This is a genomic window from Terriglobales bacterium (genome assembly GCA_035487355.1).
GTDB lineage: Bacteria > Acidobacteriota > Terriglobia > Terriglobales > Acidobacteriaceae > QIAW01.
The window spans coordinates 14,553-37,169 of sequence record DATHMF010000068.1 but is presented as its reverse complement, the minus strand read 5'-3'; the positions used below and the strand labels follow the sequence as shown (position 1 = coordinate 37,169).

The following is a 22,617-nucleotide window of genomic DNA, read 5'->3' as shown; positions in this document are numbered from 1 at the left end:
ACTGGAAACAAGGAACGACACTGTGTTACTGAACGGAATCTTCGCCGCTATCACGACGCCTTTTTATCAGGACGGGAAAATTTATTTCCGCAAGATTGAGCACAACGTGGACCGCTATTCGCGCACGCCGATCGCTGGCATTGCGGTGCTGGGCTCGACTGGCGAGGCGGTCATGCTATCTGGCGAGGAGCGTCGTGAAGTCCTGCGTGAAGCCCGCAACGCTGCTGCTAATCACACCGTGCTTCTCGCCGGCGTGGGTGCTGAGTCGGCCATTGCCACGCTCGCATTGGCTGAGTATGCCGCTTCTCTCAGCTACGACGCGGTACTAATACGTCCGCCGCATTACTACAAACCACAGATGAAGCCAGAAAATATTCTGGCTTTCTATCGCTTTGTCGCTGACCGCTCACCGCTGCCGGTGGTCCTCTATAACGCCCCGGTGTTTACCGGATACGACATGCCAGTGGAAATCATCACGCAGTTGGCAGAGCACGCGAACATCATTGGCATCAAGGAATCGGGTGGGAGCCTGGAAAAAATCGAGCGCCTGGTGCAAAGCACGAGCCATGTGCAGTACGAAGTTCTGGTGACCGAAGTATTTACCGCAGTGACGGCCCGCATGCAGGCAGAGGAAAAAGCGCCCGAAAATGTAGTTCTCGTGGAATCTTTATCGGCCACGACGACTGCGGTCGTAGCCAAATCGAAGCTCAAGACCCGCACCAGGAATGCCGGCTTCCAGGTGCTCTGCGGCTCTGCGCACCAGTTACTGAATGCTCTGGAAAAAGGTGCGGTCGGCGCGCTTATTGCTTTTGCCACCGTTGCGCCTACCGCATGCTTCGAAGTTTATACCGCATGGAAAGACCGCGACCCGAAGCTGGCTGAAGAGAAACAACAACGCATCGCTGCTGCATCGCAAAGAATCGTTGGCCAGTTAGGCATTCCTGGAATCAAATACGGACTTGATCTCAATGGATACTACGGTGGACCTCCGCGGCTGCCGCTGTTGCCGGTTACGGCTGACACCAAACAGGAAATAGAGAAGCTGTTGGCAGATATAAGAAATTAAGCATAGTTTTTCATGCTTTGTAGTTTGCGGGTCACTGCGCAAGAATCCCTCCTAAATTCATCCGGCAAAAATTACACTTCAAGGCCTGCGTATTTCTTGTAAAATATTGATAAATAACAATTTACATTGGCATGCTAAATGCACTTCCAGTTACAAAGTCCCCGCTTTGTCAGGTTCACGATTATAGCTTTACGATGAAGTTAAGATTGCAGTTCGTGCCGGTTGTGATGGCTTTACTGGCATTAACCCTATTGGCTATCAACATCAGTCGCTCCCGGCTGTTCAGCTCCGCGGAGGCGGCTACTACAAGCAATAATGTTCAAATCCCTTTCCATCACAACGACTCAAACAGCAACCCTACAAATTCACTCCCAAAGCCTGCTCCAACTCCAACACCTGCTCCAGAGCTAATCGTTCCTGCCGGGATAGCCATTGAGATCCGCATGCAGGGTGTGCTCTCCAGTGCGACTGCCTCGCCAGGGGAGCATTTTGAAGCCGTTCTAGAGCAACCACTGGTTATCAACGGGCAAACCGTAGCCCTGCGCGGCACAGATGTGACTGGTAGAGTGGTTGCTGTGCGCCACTCCGGCAGGCTGCATAACCCAGGATACCTGCGCATTACCCTGACCTCGCTCAACCTGCAAGGGAAGCAGACCCCTTTGCACACCTCCAGCATTTTTGTGCAGGGAACCTCACATAAGAAGCGAAACTGGGCTTTGATTGGCGGCGGCACCGGAGCAGGAGCCTTAATTGGTGCTTTAGCAGGTGGCGGGAAAGGGGCACTAATTGGCAGCGCCGCCGGGGCGGGCGCAGGCTCTGGCGTAGCGCTGGCAACCGGGAAAAAAGATGTAGGCATTGCATCAGAACGCCGGTTGACCTTCCGTTTGACCCAGCCTTTGCTAATCCATGGTTGATAAATGCATTATAAATATAAGAAAATAAACAGCTTAGCGTATATATTGTGATTTTAACCGTATATTAAACAAATATTCCCGAAATGACACAAGGTTTCATAATGAGAATATTTCAATAAAATATTGAAAATAAATAGCATATTGGCCTAAAATCCGTTGTATAAGTACTAAACTTTCCCTTTTCGGGAAAAACTAGCCCCCCTCACAGATGTAGAGATATTCTGTAATCTACTGATAAGGATAGGTTTACAGTTTTATACTGGAAGGGAACTGCAAATGCAGTAGGGATATTACAATGGCCGCCAATTCATTGATCTCCGCAAGCCTTGAGCATCCACCGATCGAGCTGTTGAATCTGCTGATCCTTGACGATGAGCGCGCGGTACGTGAGGGATGCCGGGAAGCTGCTGTCTCACTGGGCTATCAGACGTTTATCGCTGAAAACGCCGAAACCGCTTATAAGTTGCTGGAAACCCACGCAATTGATGTGGTCATGCTCGACCTCAAGTTCCCGGGCAGCAGCGGTTTCGAGTCATTGCGCGAGATCAAACGCCGCCGGCCGCAGGCCGAGGTGATCGTGATCAGCAGCAACTCATCCCTGGAATCGGGGATGCAGGCCATGAGATACGGTGCCTACGATTACGTGACCAAGCCTTTTGACCTGGATGAATTAAAGCTGCTGCTGGAACGCGTTGCAGGCCACGTGAAGCTGGCAAGTGAAAACCGTCTGCTGCGTCAGAAGATCAAATCGAAAGAAGGATTGGGCAATATTATTGGCCGCGCGCCAGAGATGGAGAAGTTGTACCGCTTTATCTGCAAGGCGGCCAGCAGCTCGTACCCGGTGTTGATCCATGGTGAGAGCGGCACGGGCAAAGAGCTGGTAGCGCGGTCCATCCACTTTTCCGGACCGAATCAGGATAAGCCCTTCATCCCGGTAGATTGCGGGTCGCTGGTGCCAACCTTGATCGAGAGCGAGCTGTTTGGCTACGTCAAAGGAGCTTTTACCGGAGCGAACCGGTCCAAAGAAGGATTGCTTTCTCTGGCCAACGGCGGAACGGTTTTTCTGGATGAAATCGGCGAGTTAGGCACGGATTTGCAGGTAAAACTATTGCGCGCTTTGCAGGAAAAAGAGATTCGGCCGGTAGGGGCAACACGGCCTCTCCCTATCAATGTTCGAATTCTGGCCGCCACCAACCGTAATTTGGATGCTGCAGTTGAGCAGGGAAGCTTCCGCAGAGATTTATATTTCCGTTTGAATGTGCTTTCCCTGCGCATTCCGCCTCTGCGGGAACGCAAGCAGGATATTCCGTTGCTCGTCGGGCATTTTCTGGACCGCCTCTCACGCCTTACGGGCGCGGAACGAATTATCAGCGACGAAGCCATAAAGATCATGCTGGCCTACGATTGGCCGGGCAATGTACGCGAGCTGGAGAATTGTCTGGAACGCGCCAGCGCCATGAGTTCTGGCCCGCTTATCCACTCGGGCGATCTGCCCACTGCGCTGCAGAATTCGATGCGGCAACAGGCTTCTGTAGACATGCGCCAGACCACGATCATCCCGATAGCGCAACTGGAGCGGGAGGCGATTCTTAACGCCCTGCGCCAACTCAAGGGCGACAAGCTTGAAGCCGCCAAGAAACTTGGGATGGGCAAAACTACACTGTATCGTAAGATCAGAGAGTACCACTTGGAAGACTTCGGGATCAGAATGTGAGGAAACAATGATTTTGTTAGTGACAACGTGTGATCGCGGCGAAGAGTGCGCTGCTGTACTGCAAAAGGCAGCCAGCGAGCAAGTACAGGTGATCAAGACCACGCGGCAACCGCAGGTCCGGGAAGAGAAAGAGCAGCTTCAGGGGAAGATTACAGTTGTGGTCATGGATGAAGGCATGCTGGATTCCGAACCGGTCACGGCACAAGAGTTTCTCGATTCCATGGATACGGCCATTCCCGTATTCATTAATTTCGCCATCAGTGGCATGGAGCGCATTGTGCGGGAGGTCCGCATGGCTTTGCATCGCCACCAGCGTGAACAGTTCCAGGCCATGCAGGCAGCTGAAAGCATACTGCGGGGCGAGGTGAAAGATACGGTGACCGGCATTCTGCTTTCCTCACAGCTCGCACTGGAGACGCCGGACATACCCAAGACAGCGCAAGCCAAGGTGCAGGATATTTATCAACTGGCGCTGGCTTTGCGGGCACGGCTCGATCCTGATGCCAGCAAGCTGCGAAGAAACAAAAAAGAGAACGTAGCTGCCCAGATATAAGCAAGCCTTGTTCTCAAGTTTGCTCTAAAGACTGCTTTATGTTGGCCCCGATCCAGCGGCCTGCCTAGGTTGAAAATGTTTTCAGTGGCGGATGCTTGTCACTGGGGCAACCTCAACCCCGGTGACATTAGTTTGTCCTCTCTGCAAGGTACTCCCTGATACAGGTCGAATCTGCTCCGCGGGAACGATTCCTTTTCCTTCTAGTACACTGTAGAACTTATCCGCCGAAAGATCCTTCAAGTTGTCCACCGTTCCGGATGGCCAATAGATCTCGATAGAATCGACTTTTGTTGCAGCAGCCAATCCGAAATGAATGCGAAGATCGTTTTGAGAAAGATAGCTTCCACTGCTGAGAACCTCACCCATCTGAACCAGGCTCCCATCCGTAATCTTTACCCGTGCGTTTAGCGCCAACCGATTGCTCTTCGTTCCCTGCAGTTCAAAGCTGATCCAATGATTTTCGGGGCCATCCTGGGGGCGCAGAATCATTGGCGGCCCTTTCAAGTTTTCAACAGCAACTTCGATTCGCCCATCGTTGAACAGGTCACCAAAAGCTGCTCCACGGCTTACTTGCGGAACTTGAATTGCAGGCCCGGCCAAGTTACTAATGTTCTTGAAGGTGCCATCGTGCTGGTTCAAGAACAAGAGTTTGGGCTCGCGATATTTCGGGCGAATATCGATGCTGTCTACTTGAGGATAGACATGGCCATTGACCATGAAGAAGTCCAGCCAGCCATCGTTGTCAAAGTCAAAGAATCCATCTCCCCAGCCAACATAGGGAATTGTGCCGGGCGCGATTCCCGATGCGTACGAGGAATCGGTAAAACTCATGTCTCCATCGTTGCGATATAGAGCCATATACTCATCACTGAAGTGGGTAATCGCAACAGAAGTACGGCCAGTGTGCAGGTAATCACCCACAGCCAGACCCATGTTGGCCTGCTCACCTCCATCCTGACTAACCGCTGTGCCTGCCAGGAGGGCGATGTCAGTAAAGTGCCCGTTGCCGTCGTTGCGGTAAAGATAGTTCGGCTGGCCATCATTGGTGACGAAGAGATCCAAACGGCCGTCGTTATTGAAGTCTGCCCATACAGCGGTCAATCCAAAACGATTTTCCGAATCATCCACTCCCGCTTTCTTCGACACATCGGTGAATGTGCCATCCCGGTTATTGTGATACAGGTTATCGGGAGAGCCTTTGAGACCTCGAGGACCGCATTGCACATCAATGCCATGATATTTACAGGTTTTGCTGGAGCCGAAGGTGGGAAGATTACTCAGGTTGAGATCTACATAATGCGAGATAAATAAGTCCACATACCCATCATTGTCATAATCCCCAAAGGCCGCGCCTGTAGCCCATCCGGAATCACTACTCAGGCCTGCTTGCCTGGTTACATCCGTGAAGGTCCCATCGCCATTGTTGCGATATAAAACGATTCCCCCGAAACAGGTGACCAGCAAATCCGGCCAGCCATCATTGTTATAGTCACCGACGGTCGCACCCATCGCCCAGCACGGATAACCGACTCCTGCTTTCTCGGTGACATCGGTGAATGTTCCATCGTGGTTGTTGTGATAGAGCGCGCTGCGGGCCTTTTTACCCGCGAGTGCCATGTCGACACTTTGTGCGTTGGTGAAGTAGATATCGGGCCAGCCGTCCCGGTCATAATCAATGAGGGCGACACCTCCGCTCATGGATTCCACGATGTACTTCTGTTCGGGGCTTGAAAGGTGATCGAAATTGATGCCCGTCGAAGCAGTGATGTCTATCAGTTGAGGGAAGGAGGCAGAGGGCTCCGAAGGCTCTGGCTTCCGTTCCTCGACAGCCGCCGGGGCCGAGGAGAGGGTTTTCTTGCCGGGCAGTTTTGACTGCTGGCCCGCGGAATCTTGCGAGAAGAGCAGAACCGCGCTGAGAAAAAAAATGCCCAGCACTGAACAAATTGCGGTCCCAAAATATCTATGCATATTTCGCAGCACCATCTCTCCGCGGATTCCCATAGGTTTTAGGCACTAACGTCCCCGGAATCGGGACTGGACCGAATACAGAGAGCTGCGAGCCAGAATGAACAGGGTTTTTCTATCGCTGCCGCCGAACAGTAACTGCAGCGGGCGTTCCGGAACCTTGATGGTATCAATAAGTTGGCCGGATGAGTTGTACACGAACACTTGCCCTGCGGCGATGTATACGTTGCCCCCTTCGTCTACCGCCAATCCCTCTCCACCTTGTTGCGCAAAGAGTTTCAAGTTTGAAATTGTGCCGTCAACCCCGACATCCCCAACATAGGTCTTGCCCTCCGACGCGTCGGTTAGATAGAAAGGCTGGCCCGCCACAACGGGCGCCATGCCAAATGCCCGTAACTCGTCATCCAGTTTGGAGCCGTAGTAAAGCTTCCCGCTGACAAATTTGTCTCCAGCAGGAATAAAGGTCGTCCCATCGGGTGAAACAAACTGATAGGGCTTCTTCACCGACTCGGTTTCGATCAAGTCGTTCTCGTTTTGCCAATAATCAACGGGCAGGACAGCCGTCATGCCCGGGCGGGGCGCTGCCGGTTCGGCTCTAAGCAGCGTGATGTCGTCATTTGGTGCGCCGGGCTTGAAGCTGTATACGGTGCCATCCCCGGCATACGAAATCACCAACAGGTCGCCGGCTTTATCAAAGGCCAGTTCCACTGGATCAACGGGATTGTCGCGGACGATTGAGAGCTTACGTGCAGCAGCAGACCAGAGATAGATCGTCTGCCATTTGGCGTCAACGAAATAGAGGTTTCCGAAGCCGTCAATGGCGCCTCCGGAAATACTGAAGAAACCGCCGGTCTCCTTCTTTATTTTCGCACCTGCAGCGATAACCGGCGATGGCTTTTCACGAAGCGCTCTCGGCGGGTTACCAGAGAGGTCGAGCCATGCAAACTCACGCTGCCGTAGTTCTACATCGTGAGTGGAATCGTAAAGCGCATTGTCAAAAGACACTTTACTGTCGCTATAGCAGTGAACATTGCGAAATTGAATGTTCTTCGAATCCATTACTTTGATCGCGTAGGGGAAAGGCTGATAGCTGCTAACTACCCGATACATGTGCAGATTTGCGACAGTAATGTTCATGGAATCGCGAATCTCAAGCGGCAACGCAAAACCGCCTTCACCGCGCTCTTCTTCCGTTTGCAGTGCGTAGATTTGCCAGTTGGAGACATTGTGCAGGACGACTTCATTGCGAACGTGGTGCTCGCTCGACAGCTCGTAAACCCGCCCTGCAGTGGAAGTGTTGGAAACGTAGAGGCCCGCTTGAGCGAACGTGCTGGGTGTCCAGATGTCAACAAAAGTTCCACCACCACCGTTGGTCACCCACAGACTCGGATACTGCCCGTCCCAGCGACGCTTTATGTCGGAATCGGCGGTGTGATTGTTGTTATAGATCTGCTGCCAAACCTTGCGATTTTCCTCCACGGTTGCGCCCGGCTCAACGGTGCCGTGCCCGCCAAGGAAGCGCACATCGTTCATGAGTGAATCGCTGCCCGCCATCCATTTCGCGGCTACGGCACGGGGGTTGATACCGTTGGTATACAGGCCGATACCTGTGACGATATTTGTTCCGCCCTGCGGTGTCTCGAGAAGTGGCTTGGGATTGCCTACGCCTTGAAAGGCAGGCGTAGAGTCAGCGAGAAGAATCCGGGTGACGCTGGGGTGCAAACCGATCAGCACCGTGTCCGGTTTCAGCGCGATGGTGTCGGTAACGCGATATTGCCCGGAGGGTAGGTAGATTGCACGATGTGCGGCGATTGCCTTTTGGAATGCTTCTGTGTCGTCAGCGATGCCGTCTCCAACTGCGCCAAAGCTCAGAATATTCACCCAGGTGTCCATCGGCGGCAGAGCGGGGATATCGGACCTCACCGCCTCGGGCAGCGTACTCAACGCAGCGGTTTCATAGACATCCCGGATCGTAGGAGTTGAGCCGATATCGTCGAAGTGGAGTCCATGGGAAAACGTTTTCACAGCATACGATATTCCTGGGCCGGCAACCTGCTTTCCGCTCTCGCGATACGAGATAAACACCGGAACCTTATTGCAAGCGACGTTTTCCATATTGACCTCGGTCCGGGCACTTCTCTCATTACTTATCACCACAGCCGGCCCGCTAATGTTTTCCATGCGTGCATCTTTCACCCAGAGCTCATCTGAGTATTTGGGATCGATGGAAATTGCCGTTGGAACGTCTTTGAATTGTGGACGAATCAAAGTCAGTCCCGCTTCGTGTTCCCGGATGGCGGCTTCCCGCTGGCCTTCAAAGGTGGCATCAATCACGGTGAACTGCCATCCGGGAGAAGGCCTCCGCGTCCAGATTCCGTACTGGCCACCATAGAAACGTACGTCCTCTGCCACATTGCCACCATCATGAATGCCCGCAAGTCCGGAGCCGATATGGAAGTCCATGTGCGCCAGAAAGCAATGCTGGGCATAATGGGCGCGAATTCCCACCGCACCCGGATTCCCATCCTGAATTTCGATATCGATGTTGCTCATCGCTGAGTAGAATGTGCCGGGATTCGCATCTGGAGGAGTAGCATTTGCAGCAGGAAGAATCCTTCCCCCAGGCGTCTGAGTCGCCTGAGCGGACCCTGGACGGAATCCTGCGAAGAATACCATATAAGCCGGGCCCTGCTGAAAACCTGGAGTGTTGGCGCCGAGTAAGAATACCGGCCGCGTTGTCCCAACCCCAATCAGCCGGATCCCCGGCCATATATAGATCGTCTTAGTCAGGCGGTAGCGACCGGCAGGAACGAAGAGAATACCCTGGTTAGTTGTTTCCTGCACTTTGTTGATCGCCTGCTGTATTGCGTCAGAGTCATCTGCCACGCCATCTCCCTGAACGGGGAAACTCTTGTTAGTCAGGTAAATCGCCTTGGCGTCATCGATACGAGCGGGATAATAAGAAGACGCAAAAAGAAAACTAGACAGCAGCAACGTGACAACTGCGACAGAAAGCATTTTCATTGTTGTTCTCCGAAGAAGATAGGTGTGCCCGGTCCGAAACGCTCATTCCGGGAGCCGTTCGGACAGCCGGTCGTTACTTGCTGGGCAGTTCAATCTCAGTGTTAAGTTGTTGAAATTAAATAACATGTACCGCATCAGGAAATGACTTGCTAGCAAGTCATTTCCTGATTTCTGAAGACTCAGCAAGACGCCGGAGCTTTTGGTTTGCGCACGGTAAAGCCGCTCCACCCTCGTTTTTTGGTTCGCGCGCGACAGGGCTTACCAAGAACTCATACTACATCGAAGGCCCGCAGCCAAGAACAAAGGACTGCTTTCTGCATTCAGTGTGGGGGACTTGCTCGGCAGTCAATTTCAGTGTTAAGTCGTTGAAATTAAATAACATGCGCTGTATTGGAGGAGAACTTGCTAACAAGTCATTTTCTAGTTTCTGAGACTCAGCAAACTGCCCTCGCTTTCTCAGCAAAGGCTTACCCGAATCCAAGGCACCCAGCTAGAAACAAAGGGCTGCTTTCTGCACGCTATCGATGGCGGGTTTTCATGAATCCCGTTAGGCAACGAATTTTCAAAGAACCTTTGGGGCATTTTTCTAACAGGCCCCCGCATTCCTGGATGCGGATACACTTCCAGGAACGATGATAATCCAGGTTTGCTCAGGAGTTGACGCTTTGATACCACAATGGGGCCATGGTCCTCAGTGGGCAGAAATGCTCCTCCACGAACACTGGGATGGCGTGTGCCTCAGCGAAATTTTCAGCGACTCCAGAAACCCTCCGCCCTAGCAGCTAGGGCGGGGCAACCCGCGAGATTAATTATGAGATTAACTGTTTTGCCCGGGGCCACCCATCCCTACAAAATAATCATGAGATGAACTTTGTTCAGACCAGCCACACGTCCACTCTCTGAGTAGTTCATAGATCAGAAAAATTTAGCCCGGGCCACCAATCTTTGTGAGCGAAGTCCACTCATTCTCAAAAGCTTTGTGCCATTCCTGTAGAACGCTGTAGAAATCATCTGCGGTCAGGTGAGTATCTGTAATCGTTGCCGGACTCTGCGGGGCATCTTGGGTGGACTTGAACGCAACAAGACGAACGCTATCTCCAACGTCAAACTGCAGGACGTAACTACCATCGTCGAACGCTGAATCTCCGTCCGGAGCCCAAAGTATCCGCCTTGAATAAATCATCTCGCGAAATTGGGGGAAGGGAATGCCAAAATAGCTTCTCTTTTGTTCTTCACCATAAATCGCATTTCGAAAAGCATGGGCTATTTCTTCTGCATCGGCATCAGCGGGGAACGGCGCAATGTGACGTCCACGCATGGCGATCCGGCGCGCAACTTCATCGAAGGAGCAGGCTAGCATCGTACTATTCGCAGAGCGTCTACCGTAGCACAAGCCCTTAAGGTAAATCACGAAAAAGCCTAGGGCGCGAAGGCTTATCCGTTCATAAGCCTTCGTAATGCTCGACTCAATGGCGAAGACCGCGGGGTCTCCAATGGTCACTTCAACGCCCTCCTAATTTCAATGGGAATGTCGTCCATCCGAATAGGATCAGCGCCCGCCGTCGATCCATTCCAGTGTGTCTCGCCATTGGAAGGAGCGGAGAAACGATGGATTGTACCGTCTGCATCTTTGGCCCATCGGACACCAGAGTCATCGGGAATCGATTTGTCGAAAAGTTCCTGAACATTATTCGGTTCAGGACTCTTGGAATTAGGGTGGTGCTTTGGACTTGTAACTCTCTTCGGTTTTTTGTTGGACGATGCATTGCAGCCACAGTCCGGCAACTCCGGCAACTGATCCGCGAGGTACTTAATGTTCTCCGCAGCCCTCTGAGCGGTAGCTACTGTACCATCGGGATTGTCGACCGCGCTTCGATACATGGCGTAGCCGAAAAAAAGAGTACGAATCGCGACGTAATCCAACCAATCGAGATGGCACTGGCCAGCCCGAACGGTTACACCGTTCGGGCCCCATATGGATATATCAACATCGCAATGATAGTGCCCATCTAAGTCCGTCTTTGAAACTGGACTATTTCTCAAATAGCCATAAAGGTTGAGCGTTTGCGGGTCATGGAAATCAGCATACGGGACAGGATATGGATCCTCACTCCAGTCCGGACTTAACCAGCGCCCAATGCTGCTCGCATAATACCTTGCCCCGAAGTAGTCGAGACCAGTTTCGGGGTCGCGTTCTTTGCCGGTGAACTTGTAGTTGTTGCCGATGCCCAAGTCGGTGACTATGCGCTCGCCGCCGAAGGGATAGTAATCCGATTCCTCTTTGATATTCCCCAGGGCATCGGTCACTACATCCGCCGAGCCGAGATGGTCGCTGAAGTAGAACGAATATCCGTTTGTCACGCTGTAGCGGGCCACACGCTTGCCGCCGAAGAAGATGTACTCATTCTGTAGGGTGCCGCTGAGGGCGGTTTCTTCCAGCACCTCGCCGCCCGGCCCGTACCAGTAAAGAGTATTGGTGCTTCCCGTCTTCTTTACCCGCTGCCCGTCAACGTCGTAGTCATAGTAGCTGGTGACGCCGCCAAACGTCGTCTTGGTCAGACGGTTCTCGCCGTCATAAACATTCTCATAAGGAGTATGGTTATTGGCATAGCCCGAGCAGGAGTTGTTAGGGCCTATAACGTTTCCGGCCGCGTCATAGCACCAGTTGGCCACCTGGTTGTTGACATTCACGTTACTCATGCCCGCGGCGGGCTGTGGATCGCTATCGGTGTAGTTGGGGATTTTGGGCTTCTTCTGCAGCAGGTTCCCCCAACTGTCATACACGTAGTCGGTGCCCCAGTTGGCGGAATTGGGCGTCAATGCCTGAGTTAGCCGGTTCAGAAGGTCATACTGGAAGCTCTGAGAACGGGAGCTGTTCTTGTTGTTGATGAGCCGGCATACGTTGCCGTTATTGCCTCCATTGCTGTTGCAGGAGCTGAAGTCATAACTCAGATCCAGCACATTGCCCAAGTTCGTGGAGTCAGTACACGGATTTGAACTGGACACAACACCTGCACTATTCGCAACCAGACGGCAGGGCTGCATGCGCAGGTTGTAGTAATCGCTCGTGGTTATGCCGCCGTTAACCACGCTGCTTAATGCACCCCAGGCCGTGTAATGCGCGCCCGTGGCAAAAGTGGTGGTGGTATCCGCCGCAGAGATCGGCCTTTGGGCCTGATTGTAGGTGTAGGTGACGACCCGGCTGCTGGGATAGGTAATCGTCTTCAGCGAGCCATCGAGGTTGTAGGTGTAGTTGAAAACCTGATTGATCGCTGTGGGGACGTGCTGGTTGAAATGGTTCTCGTAGATGAGTCGGCCCATGAGGTCGTAGCTGAGCACGCTGCCCACCCCTCCACTGTCCCCAGCGCGAGAAGCGTAGGTACCCACCAACCGTCCGACCGGGTTCTGGACATTCACCCCCAAAGAATTGCTGACGTCGTAAATGTAGGTTTCCGAGTGAGAGTTATCGGAGAACGATTTGCTCGTCAGCCGGTTCAACGCGTCGTAGCCGTAGGTAGTAGTGACTATAGCCGTACCCGTCTGGTTGGGGGCGGGTGATGTTTTGTAGATCAGATTGCCGTTGCCGTCGTAGCCGTTGACGCACTGGCCATTTTGCCACTGCCCATAACAGATCGTTCCCGATTCAGGATTCGTCGCGGTCAGCAGCCGCGAAAGCGAGTCATAACTGAAACGCCGCACGCGCCAAGGGCTGGTTGCGTCCTGGTTGGGCGAGGCGCTGCAACCCGTTCCCGACACATTGCCGTGCTGCTCCACACAGAGCAAGTTATCCAACGTGTCGTAGCTATAGTTCGTGACCAGTGCAATACGGAGATCGAACGGACCGGCGGAGGTGCCCGTATTCCACAGCGGACTTGCAGGACTCTGCGCCAGATCATAGAGCACCAGGTTTCCATCTATTTGCATGAGCAGTTCAAAGCGCCCATTCGGTGAGACCAGGCATGAGCCTGCCACCAGCGTCTGGCCAGCATTAAGACGTGTGCCCAGGTTGTTACAAGTGACAGCGCTCGGCGTCCCGCCGCCACTCGCCGAGGTATTGCTGGACCACAGCGCACGATACTGATAGAGCACCAGGTTTCCGTCATCCTGCATACTCAACAAACTCGATAGGCTACCCGGCTGGCCGGTACTGGTGTACCACACGGGATTGTTGGAGGGATCGTAGAGGACAAAATTTCCGTCACTCTGCAAGAGGGCGTGACTGCCGGGTTGCCCGGTCGTGCTGTTGTACCACAATGGAGTCCAGGCATTGTTGGAGAGGTCATAGAGCACCAGGTTGCCTTGGGGTTGCATGTACAGCACATAACGGCGGTTGGAGGAAACCAGGCAGGAGCCGGAAGGCAGCGTCTGGCCGGAGGTCAGAGAGCTCCCCACACTCGGGCAATTGGCGGTGGCCAGGTTGGCGCCGCCGCCCGACTGCGAGGTACTGGTGTACCACACGGCAGGATACTGGTAGAGCACCAGGTTGCCTTCATCCTGCATTTGCATAAAGTAGTTGCCGGCGGGTGGCGACGAGCCTGTTGAGGTGTACCACAAGGCGTTGTTGGAGGGGTCATACACCACAAAATTTCCGGCGGCCTGCATAGTGGCAAAGTTACCCACCGACTGGGTGACGACGCCCGGCTCATCCACTTCCAATAGCCGTCCCAGTGCGTCGGTCCGGTTGCGCCGCTGTTTGCCGGTCTGGTCGGTTACAGTGGTGGTTGGGAGCTGTGAATAATCAGTGCTGACAATGCTGCCATCGGCGTTGGTGACGTTGGTCACGCGGCCCAGGCCATCATAGGTGGAGGTATCGCCGGGGCGTTGCGAATTGCTGCATATGTAGGGTGCGCCAAGCCCGTTTGAATCAAATCCGCTAGAGCGGTAAGGATAAGTCTCAAAGTACTTCTGTCCCTGTCCGTCAAAGCAGCTATCCACCTGGTCGTAGGCGCCGCTGGGGTCGCCGTCATCGTTCAGCTTCTCGCTACGTACGCTCTGGCCCAAGCCATCGAGCAGGGTCAGCGATGAAGTTTGACGGCTATCAATGGTTTGCTTGACCTCAAGCGTGGAAGAATATGCGGTACTGCCATCGTGGTAGTTGTAGATCGTCTTGCCGCCATCGGGTGAGTCCACTTCCTTCAACCGCCGCAGGCTGTCGTTATAGGAATAACTCGTGGTCTTCTGGTTCTGATCGGTGGCGAAGGTAAGCTGCCCATCCTGATAGGCGTAGGCGTAGCTCTGGATATGGTTCACACCGTTGCTGGTTTGCGGATAAGTGATCCTGGTGAGATAGGCATTGGTGTTCCCCGGCGCGGAGCCACCCTCGCTGAAGTTGTCGGTGTAGTCATACGTGGTCGTGTGATGGGCCACGTCGCCCGTCGCATTGCCGATGGCGTCGGTCGTCGAAAGCACCTGCCCCGTCTCATCGTAGGTATGGGTGATGACCGAGTCCTGGCATGCGGCCCCGGTCGAAGGAATAAAACACTTGTGGATTTCCGTGGTCAAATTGCCGCGAGGCACGCCGGCGCCGGCGGGGAAATGGGTGTCATCGTGCCCGAGGGCAGTCACCGGGGACGTGGCCGTCTGGTCGTAGTAGTAGTCGGTCTCCGCCACGCGATTGCCACTGCTGTCCTTGGTGATCACCGTGGAGGGCAAACCGAACCCCAGCCCCAGCCCCGGCGAACCAACAAAAAGGGGACTCTGAATAGTAATGTAGGTAGTGGCCGTCTCGCGCGTGGGGTTGGGCGGAGGCGCGGCAGGATCGTACGGAAAGGTTGAAGATCTTTGGCACGCGCTCGCGCTGACCTGGCCGTAATCGTACTCCTTGATGTCAGTAACGTAGATTCCCGAATACGCGTACCATTTTCCAGACGAAGTTACGCCATCCTGCAGCGTCTCGACTTCGCACCCTAGCTTGTTCTCATCAAACCAGGCCTTGCTCGTAGTCAGCATCGGCGTGCTGGTGTTGCCCCAGTCGTAGCGCTGAATCTTCGATTCCAGCGGTATCTCGGAGGGAGTGAAGACAAATGGCGCGCTGTTGCTGACGACCGATCCCGGTACATAGGTATAAACCGTCTGCGAGGTCTTGCTCAATACCAGGTCCGTGGTACTCACCGTGGTGGTTTTCTGAGTCCAACTGGCATTGTTGGGTGTCCATTGCGCGGCATAGGTAAACGTCTGGGTGAGCACGGGCACGCCATTCATTTTGACGGTGCGCGTGGCGACCACAGGAAGGTTGTAGAGATACTGGCACAGTCCGTTGCTCGCCTGCAGACCATTGTTGTCGTTGGTGAAGCCATTGTAGGTAGCGCTCTCCAAGAACTGATCGTTTAGCTTCCAGGTGTAGGCCACCGAAGCCCCGGTGGGATAGTCAATCTGGTCCAGCAGGCCGTAGGGATTGCTGCCATAGTGAAACTGATAGCTTTGGCCATTCGGCAAAGTAATCGCTTGCACCACTGATTGCGTGTCGTTGACCGGCTGCGGAGGGAAGCAACCGATATTGGGATCGCTGTGCTGCAGCGTGTTGGGGACCGAAAATCTCTCGGGAACGCTTCCCCACGTGCGAACGTACGATAAGCCGGAGCTGGTCACGGTAGTCGTGGATACGTTCCCAGACTCAGAGAGAACCGTCCTGCCCAAATCGTCGGTAAAACTGAAGGAAAAAGGATAGGAAGGGGGTGAGTATGAGTAATTCTGTTGCACCGTAATCTTGTTTCCGTTGCGGTCCTCGATGTAGTCGGGAAGTGCCCAATAACTGTAGCGAGGAGGATTGACGTAGTAAAACGTGCCATCCGTACCCAGCACTTGAACGGGTTGGTTGGGAGAAGAGCTGGAAGCCAGGGAGCCCATATAGAAATCGTCACCGCCCACCGCCTCAGTGTGGGTCTGGTCGCTGCATGCCATCTCCCACGGAGGAGCCTGATCCATGTACGCCATATGGAGCGCATGCTGTCCGCCCGAGGCGTCCTGAAACATGAAATCATTGTTATAGTTGCAAAACTCCCCGGGATAGAACTGGGGACTGGGTTGAAACTGGCCAGACGTGTAACTGGCCGTGGGCAAGGTGTCACGCCAGGCCCTACCCCAAATGACATTCGTATAACCGAAGCCCGGGTTAATCACATGCGCCTGGCCGGAGTCGTACGCGATGGCGAAGGGCAGCGAGATTCCCCGCCCCTGCGGCGTGGGCAATTGCATGCGCAGGCTCAGCGAACCGCTCGCCGGGTTCACCGTCTCGGAAAGCAGGTGGATGTAGTCGTGACCGAGGCCCGGCGTCGGTGTGGAGGTACCGTTGCCCACGTTGCGAATGTTTTGAGTTTGGGCGCTAATCGAAGCAAACAGAGCGACGAACAGGAGCAAGGACAAACGTAGGAGCGAGCGCATGGGCAACCTCACAAGGACTAAAGAATTTTCACAACAACGTTAGACACCAGAACCATTCAGATCGGCCAGCACTCTGCTCCTGGCTCTTCAAAGGATCGGAAGTAGAATTCCACACTGTTGTCACTACCCTTTATGACAGATAGGGTTAAAACCTTTCATGTGACAACCGTCTAAGTTTTTGAGAGCGGAAAGAATATCCATTAAAAACATTCGCATCTCTTCTTGTCAAGACGATTCCCCCCAATAGCGGAAATAGGCCCAAAAATGGAAATATATGCACCGCTATGCGCTTCTGTCAGTGCTATTTCTCATAAGTGTGGCGCGATGAAAACGAGATACAGCAACCCGCCTTGAGTCCCACTTATCAGAGGATGTTGCAGAGCTTGCAGGTGAGATAGCCGAAAGCGTTTTCCGGCTACTCTTTGGCTGATCTTGCGGCCAATTGTTCGAGCGAAGGATAGGAACTCGCCGCCGTCAACGTCTCGTCGGACGGCACCACGCTGTTGTGGAGGGCGTTGACCAGCATTTCGATGGCGAGCCCGGTGTTTGCTGGGACCACAACCGTTGCGGTCAGCAAACCATCGCGGACCCACTTCTGCCCGCCCTGGGGCAGGCCATCGCAGCCGGTGTAGGGCAGGCTCAGCCAACGCGCTCTTTCGATGGCATTGGCAGACTCTTGAAATAGGTTGCGCGCGCCCAGCGCCATGGAATCATTCTGACAGCCAATCAAATCAATCCGAGCTTGGGCTGATGTGGAGAGACGCAACCAGGACTGAACCGCGCGCTGAGCGCTTTCCGCCGTCCACTCGCCCTTCAGCATCCTGATCTGGATATTTGCCGGCTTGGTCTCTTGCATGCCGGCAGCTCGCTGTTGCGCAGCCGAACTGTGGGATGGACCTTCTATATAAAGGATCGAACCGCCTTTGGGCAAAAGCGCCGCAAACTGTCTCCCCTGGATTCGGCCGATCTCTTTGTGATTTGAAGTTATGCGGAAGACCGGAACATTGCGGATCCTGCGAATCTCTGCGGCGTCGTAATCGATTTCACGATTGAGCACAACCCACCCGATTCCGGCACCGGCGGCTGCGCGGGCCACGGTGGGCAGAGCCGTGCCCCCGACCGGCTCCACGATAATGGCGTCGGGACGCCCTACTGTCGATTGAACGAATTCCAGCAACTGCTGGCTTTGGTTGATGGGATCGTTGTTTGCATCGATGATCTGCACATCGACGCCAAGGCGCCGTGCCGTCTCTTGAGCCGTTGCCTCCTGTTCCTGCTGATAGTCGTTATCTCGGGTCGTAAGAGCGACCAGGAACTTGAACTTTTTCATGTCAGCTCGTTACAAATCATATCGTAGCTTGCCTCACGCAGAAAGACTTGAAAGAGATATTTAGTAAGTGCCACCCTCTAGTAGCGTCGACTCGCAGAACCCCAAATTTTCGTCGTACATTATCCGTTTTCTTGAGGATTTTTGCAAAGCTGCGATAGTGATCCACGATTGCGGGACGAATGTCCAGAGAACGTATTCACGGGATCAAGCAAAATCCGTTTTGGGAAGGTCCGGAGCCAATGTTCGTCGTGGGGTTAGGGCTTGTCTATCTCCAAGCTTTTGCGCTTCTTTAGCCTGTTCGCCTCTATTAGTTTCTGGTAAGCCGCCAGCGCCAGTCCGGCTTCCTGCACGCGGCCAGCGCGACGATAAGCTTGGCTCAATTGAAAGTACACGGCGTCGTGATCAGGGGCAAGCTTTTTGGCTGTTTCCAGGCTTTCAATGGCGCCGGTTGTATCTTCCTGCTGCAGGAGGGCGCGCCCGAGCTCGAAGTAAGCCAGTTCATAATCGGGAATGGCCTTGACAACCTGGCGCAAAAGGGCAACAGACTCCTGCAATTGGCCTTGCAAGAGCAGCGTATAGCCAAGATGGTACATTGTGTGCGCATCGCCCGGGCTTATGTCGAGTTCGGCGCGAAATTCCCGCGCGGCAGATTCGAACTCGTTCTGCTGTAGATAGACCAGACCGGTGTAATAGTGAGCCTCTGAAAGCCGGGGATCGAGCCGCAGAGCATTGCTAAACTCATTGACAGCGCTGGGATAATCTTCCTGTTGCGCGTAGGCCTTCCCAAGCAAGAGGTGGACCGAGGCGTTGTCGGCATTTTGCTCCAGAAGCCGGCGGAAAATACCTGCAGCAGTTCCGGATTGACGCGTGCGTACCAGAGCCGTACCCCACGCCAAGAGCAGGCCAGGATCGTCGGGCGGATTTTCGAGCAAGGGGTGGAGAACATCAACAACCTTCGGATAGTTCTCCAACATGGAATAGCTAAGGCCTAGAACTTGGCGGATCAAGGAATCGTCGGGATGCGCTTTGAGCTGGCGATCGAGCGGTGGAACAGCTTCCTGGTAGAGCTCGGCACGGAAGCTGGCTAATCCCCAGTTGCGGTCCAGGCCCGGGAGATCGGGCTCCCACGCGGAAGCCTGCCTGAAAAACTCAGCGGCTTCGGGAAATTTTGAGTCTTTGGCCCGCATCACGCCCAGGTCGTTATAGGAACTGCCCAGAATTTCCCCGACAAAGGAATGGTATTGCCTGGCTGCTTCCGTTTCTTTCGCCGTGGCCGGCTGCCTGGTCACCGGACCCGCCGGCAAGCCCTGCTGGATCATGGTCTGCGCGCCTTGCTTTTCCTCCGGGGAACCCGCCTCAAGCAGGTCAGCGACAGGGTCCGAAACGCGACTCTCGCGGTCATCTTCCGGACTTTTCTTCTCATCGAAAATGTGCTTCACATCGTACTTGAACTTCGCTTCTCGTATCTGCTGGGAGCGTACCAGCGCTTTTCTGGCCTCCTCTTCGCGGCCGAGCCGTCGCAGATTCTGCCCGAGCAAATAGTATGCCCGGCTGACCTCGCGCAGCTTGTCTTGTTCCGGGTTACCCACCATACTGACGTACTTCTCGAGAACTTCGACCGCTGCCTGGATGCGATTCGTTGCCGCGTAGGTTTCGCCCAGATAGAGATAGACGGAAGTCTCCTTGGGCTGTAGCCGCTCTGCGTGGAGAAGAGCAACTTCTGCCGCAGGATAGTCGCGCAAGTTCACGTCCGCGATTCCCAGAAGTTCCAGCACCTGATATTCATCGGGATGGAGCTTAACCTCTTTTTCGAATTCTTCGCGCGCCTGGGGGTAACCTTCTTCCTGATAATGCTCAAGATAGGCGTATCCGAGAAAGCCGTGAGCGCGCGGATACTTCGGATCAAGCCTAATCGCCTGGCGAAATTCAGGGATAGCCTGCTGCGGGATCTTGGCGACCAGATAAGCCCGGCCAAACATCATATGGAGCGCCGCCGATTCCCCCATCCTGGACTCAAGTTGATGGAACCAGGCTGAGGCCTCGGGCAACTTCTTTGCCGTCAAGTAGGCAATTCCAAGAAAATAGCCGGTCTCGAAATCATCCTCGGCATCTAGCGAAGCCTTCAATTCCTGGATCGCACTATCAGAATCTCCCTCGAACACATAAATTCGGCCCAGGAGGCCGCGTGCCCGCGCATGGTTCGGCTCTTTAGCTACAACAGACTTCAGCAGCTCCTTCGCCTTATCGGCTTCTCCCTTGCGGAAGCAAACGCCGGCGGCATCCACCTGAGTCTCAACGTCACCCGGCTTGAGCTTCAGCGCGGAGTCCAGATAAGCAGCGGCCTGATCGGTTTCTCCCAGGGAGAGAGAGAGATGTGCGATCTGGCGCAAACCAAGCACGATCGTGTCAATGTAATGATTTTCCGCCGAGGCAAGATCGCCTGACGCCAAGGAGGCCTTGGCGGCCTGAAACTCCGCCTGGAGGGTCTTGGCGGGATTATCGGCTGCTCGACTGGCGCGAGGAAACGACGCCGCCAGCGTAGCAATCACCATGAGGCTTGCCGAGATGCGTTTCAAGAGACCATTCAAAGAGATAGCTCACTTGCGAACCGAAAACATGGGATCGTCGGCGGAATTTGTGACGAGGGCCGCGGCCCGCATTGAAGAAGTTCCGGCCCGTTCAACGAGCGCCGCTCGGCGTACTGTGTCCGGGAGACAGAGGAGGTAGCGGCTTCCTGTCCTGGATCCCTTTCCCTTCAACGACAGTATAAATGTAGTCAGCAGCAACATCCTGGAGCGGCTCCACATTACCGTTCGGCCAGCGAATCTGCACCGATTCTATCTTGCCGGCGGTGCCCAGACCGAAATGCAAGCGCAAGTCGTTCTGCGACAGGTAGCTGCTTCCGCCGCGCACTTCGCTGAATTGCTGGACACCGGCTGCGCGGATGGTCACCCGGGCGCCAATCGCGGCGCGGTTGCTTTTTGTGCCGATGAGCTTGAAGAGGACGCGGTGATAGCCGTCGGCATTCATGTTCTTGAGGAGAGAGGGTGGCTCGCCGACGTTTAAGAGCAGGACGTCAATATTTCCGGTGTTGAAGACGTCGCCAAAAGCGGCGCCGCGGCGGGAATGAAGAGGGAGAGCGGCGAGGCCGGATTCCTTGGAGACCTCGTCAAAGGTGCCGTCACGATTATTGCGATGGAGAAGGAGCGGCTCACGATACCGAGGGCCGCCCTCCAACGTGTCGATCTGCGGATACACGTGGCCGTTGGCTACAAGAAGGTCGAGCCAAGTATCGTTATCCATATCAAAGAAAGCCGTGCCCCAGCCAACGTAAGGATAGCCGGGCGGGCCCACTCCAGAGGTCCAACTCACATCATCGAAACCCTTGGCGCCCATGTTGCGATACAGCGAATTGGGCTGCTCTTCAAAGTGGGTAACAAAAAAGCTCAAGCGTCCGCTGTGGTCGTAGTCGCCGAAATCCACTCCCATGTTCCCAAGTTCCAGGCCTTCACCGCTCAGCGCAACACCGGCCAGCAAACCGACGTCGGTGAATGTACCGTCGTGATCGTTGTGATAGAGATAGTTGGGCACGGAGTCGTTGGCGACCAGGAGATCGGGCCAGCCATCGTCGTCGTAATCGGCCCACATCACGCCGAGGCCATAATAGCCGATGGCATCGTGGACGCCGGCTTTGACTGAAACCTCTTCAAAAGTGCCGTCACCACGATTGTGATAAAGAAAATCGGATTCGCCTTCCAGGCCCCAGGGGCCGCACTGGACGAGGATGCCTTTGAACCGGCAGAATTTCTTGCTGCCGAACTGCGGAAGATTATTCATGTCCAGGTGCGAATAGCGGGCGACGAACAAGTCAACGTTGCCGTCGCGATCGTAATCACCCCATGCTGCGCCCGTGCTGAACCCTCCACCGCGGACCCCGGCCTTCTCGGTGACGTCTTCGAATTTGCAATTGCCCAGATTGTGGTAGAGCACGTTGCCGTTGTAGCCGGTGACAAATAGATCGAGCTTGCCGTCGTTATCGTAGTCAGCGACGGCAACGCCCATACCCCAGCCCAGCCTTGTCAGACCGGCTTCCTTGGTAATGTCTTTGAAAGTGCCATTTGGCTCTTGGTGATAAAGAGTAACCATGGGGTCGCCGCCCTGGCGCAATCTCTCTACGGTCGAGCCATTCACCAGGAGAACATCCAGCCGACCATCGTCGTCGCAGTCAAATAGGCCGACACCGCCGCTGGTTGAATCGATCACGTAATGCGCTTCGGGGGCGGCTATGTGAGAAACGGTAAGGCCAACTTCCTTGGCAATGTCTTTAAAAGTTGGGACCGGGGGAAACGCGCTCCGCTCCTTCTTGCCAGAGGGGGCGCGTTTCGCGGGCGGCGGTACCTGCACTGGAGCTGGAACAGCCTGAGGCCCTTGGCCCTGCGCCGTCAGATTGAAAAACATGAAAAAGATCAGGAGAAGCCAGGATTTTGAGGGATACCTGAACATGTGTGGCTTAAACATAGACAACTTTTTTCCCTAAAGCAAACCTCAATTCGCGATCGGCCGATTCGACAGCGCCGCAACCCATCCACACATAAGACGCCCTTGTGTATTTTCGACAGAGCCGCTTTGGTCGAGGACAGATCGGAGACGGAAAGAGATGCGACATTGGTG

The 22,617-nt window shown here is 54.4% G+C and carries 11 protein-coding genes; 4 read left to right on the top strand and 7 right to left on the bottom strand.

Annotated elements, in window-relative coordinates:
- The first annotated feature begins 22 nt into the window (after positions 1 to 22).
- The 4 genes from VK738_12655 (at position 23) to VK738_12640 (ending at position 4,247) form a co-directional block, all read left to right on the top strand.
- A complete protein-coding gene (locus VK738_12655; protein ID HTD23500.1) occupies positions 23 to 1,066 on the top strand; it encodes a dihydrodipicolinate synthase family protein in 1,044 nt (347 codons plus the stop codon).
- A gap of 194 nt (positions 1,067 to 1,260) precedes the next feature.
- A complete protein-coding gene (locus tag VK738_12650) occupies positions 1,261 to 1,980 on the top strand; it encodes a hypothetical protein (protein HTD23499.1) in 720 nt (239 codons plus the stop codon).
- Between the two features lie 295 nt (positions 1,981 to 2,275).
- Positions 2,276 to 3,694, top strand: coding sequence for a sigma-54 dependent transcriptional regulator (locus tag VK738_12645; protein ID HTD23498.1), 1,419 nt, complete (start codon positions 2,276 to 2,278; stop codon positions 3,692 to 3,694).
- Between the two features lie 7 nt (positions 3,695 to 3,701).
- Positions 3,702 to 4,247 (top strand): hypothetical protein, encoded by a 546-nt coding sequence (locus VK738_12640; protein HTD23497.1) that lies wholly within the window; start codon positions 3,702 to 3,704, stop codon positions 4,245 to 4,247.
- 81 nt (positions 4,248 to 4,328) lie between these two features.
- Here the strand turns inward: VK738_12640 and VK738_12635 are convergent, their stop codons facing one another.
- From VK738_12635 to VK738_12605, 7 genes are all read right to left on the bottom strand, one after another.
- Positions 4,329 to 6,215, bottom strand: a complete 1,887-nt coding sequence (locus VK738_12635; protein ID HTD23496.1) for a CRTAC1 family protein — start codon at positions 6,213 to 6,215, stop codon at positions 4,329 to 4,331.
- A gap of 45 nt (positions 6,216 to 6,260) precedes the next feature.
- Positions 6,261 to 9,236: a glycosyl hydrolase family 28-related protein gene (locus VK738_12630; GenBank protein HTD23495.1), complete on the bottom strand. Its 2,976-nt coding sequence runs from the start codon at positions 9,234 to 9,236 to the stop codon at positions 6,261 to 6,263.
- 925 nt (positions 9,237 to 10,161) lie between these two features.
- The gene (locus VK738_12625) at positions 10,162 to 10,737 is read right to left on the bottom strand and encodes an Imm42 family immunity protein (GenBank protein HTD23494.1); all 576 of its coding nucleotides are present in this window, start codon (positions 10,735 to 10,737) and stop codon (positions 10,162 to 10,164) included.
- Positions 10,734 to 16,616: an RHS repeat-associated core domain-containing protein gene (locus VK738_12620; protein HTD23493.1), complete on the bottom strand. Its 5,883-nt coding sequence runs from the start codon at positions 16,614 to 16,616 to the stop codon at positions 10,734 to 10,736. Before VK738_12620 ends, VK738_12625 begins: the two co-directional genes overlap by 4 nt.
- Positions 16,617 to 17,031: 415 nt before the next feature.
- A complete protein-coding gene (locus VK738_12615; protein ID HTD23492.1) occupies positions 17,032 to 17,946 on the bottom strand; it encodes a substrate-binding domain-containing protein in 915 nt (304 codons plus the stop codon).
- Positions 17,947 to 18,200: 254 nt separating this feature from the next.
- Entirely contained in the window at positions 18,201 to 20,522 is a 2,322-nt protein-coding gene (locus tag VK738_12610; GenBank protein HTD23491.1) for a tetratricopeptide repeat protein, read from the bottom strand.
- Between the two features lie 103 nt (positions 20,523 to 20,625).
- Positions 20,626 to 22,404 carry a CRTAC1 family protein gene (locus VK738_12605; protein HTD23490.1) on the bottom strand — a complete coding sequence of 593 codons (1,779 nt, stop codon included), beginning with the start codon at positions 22,402 to 22,404 and terminating at the stop codon, positions 20,626 to 20,628.
- Positions 22,405 to 22,617: the final 213 nt, after the last annotated feature.

Excerpts from the sequence above, each read along its gene's own strand:
- VK738_12650 (HTD23499.1), top strand. The coding sequence starts at position 1,261 with ATGAAGTTAAGATTGCAGTTCGTGCCGGTTGTGATGGCTTTACTGGCA.
- VK738_12645 (HTD23498.1), top strand. The coding sequence starts at position 2,276 with ATGGCCGCCAATTCATTGATCTCCGCAAGCCTTGAGCATCCACCGATC.
- VK738_12640 (HTD23497.1), top strand. The coding sequence starts at position 3,702 with ATGATTTTGTTAGTGACAACGTGTGATCGCGGCGAAGAGTGCGCTGCT.
- VK738_12635 (HTD23496.1), bottom strand. The coding sequence starts at position 6,215 with ATGCATAGATATTTTGGGACCGCAATTTGTTCAGTGCTGGGCATTTTT.
- VK738_12630 (HTD23495.1), bottom strand. The coding sequence starts at position 9,236 with ATGAAAATGCTTTCTGTCGCAGTTGTCACGTTGCTGCTGTCTAGTTTT.
- VK738_12620 (HTD23493.1), bottom strand. The coding sequence starts at position 16,616 with ATGCGCTCGCTCCTACGTTTGTCCTTGCTCCTGTTCGTCGCTCTGTTT.
- VK738_12615 (HTD23492.1), bottom strand. The coding sequence starts at position 17,946 with ATGAAAAAGTTCAAGTTCCTGGTCGCTCTTACGACCCGAGATAACGAC.
- VK738_12605 (HTD23490.1), bottom strand. The coding sequence starts at position 22,404 with ATGTTTTTCAATCTGACGGCGCAGGGCCAAGGGCCTCAGGCTGTTCCA.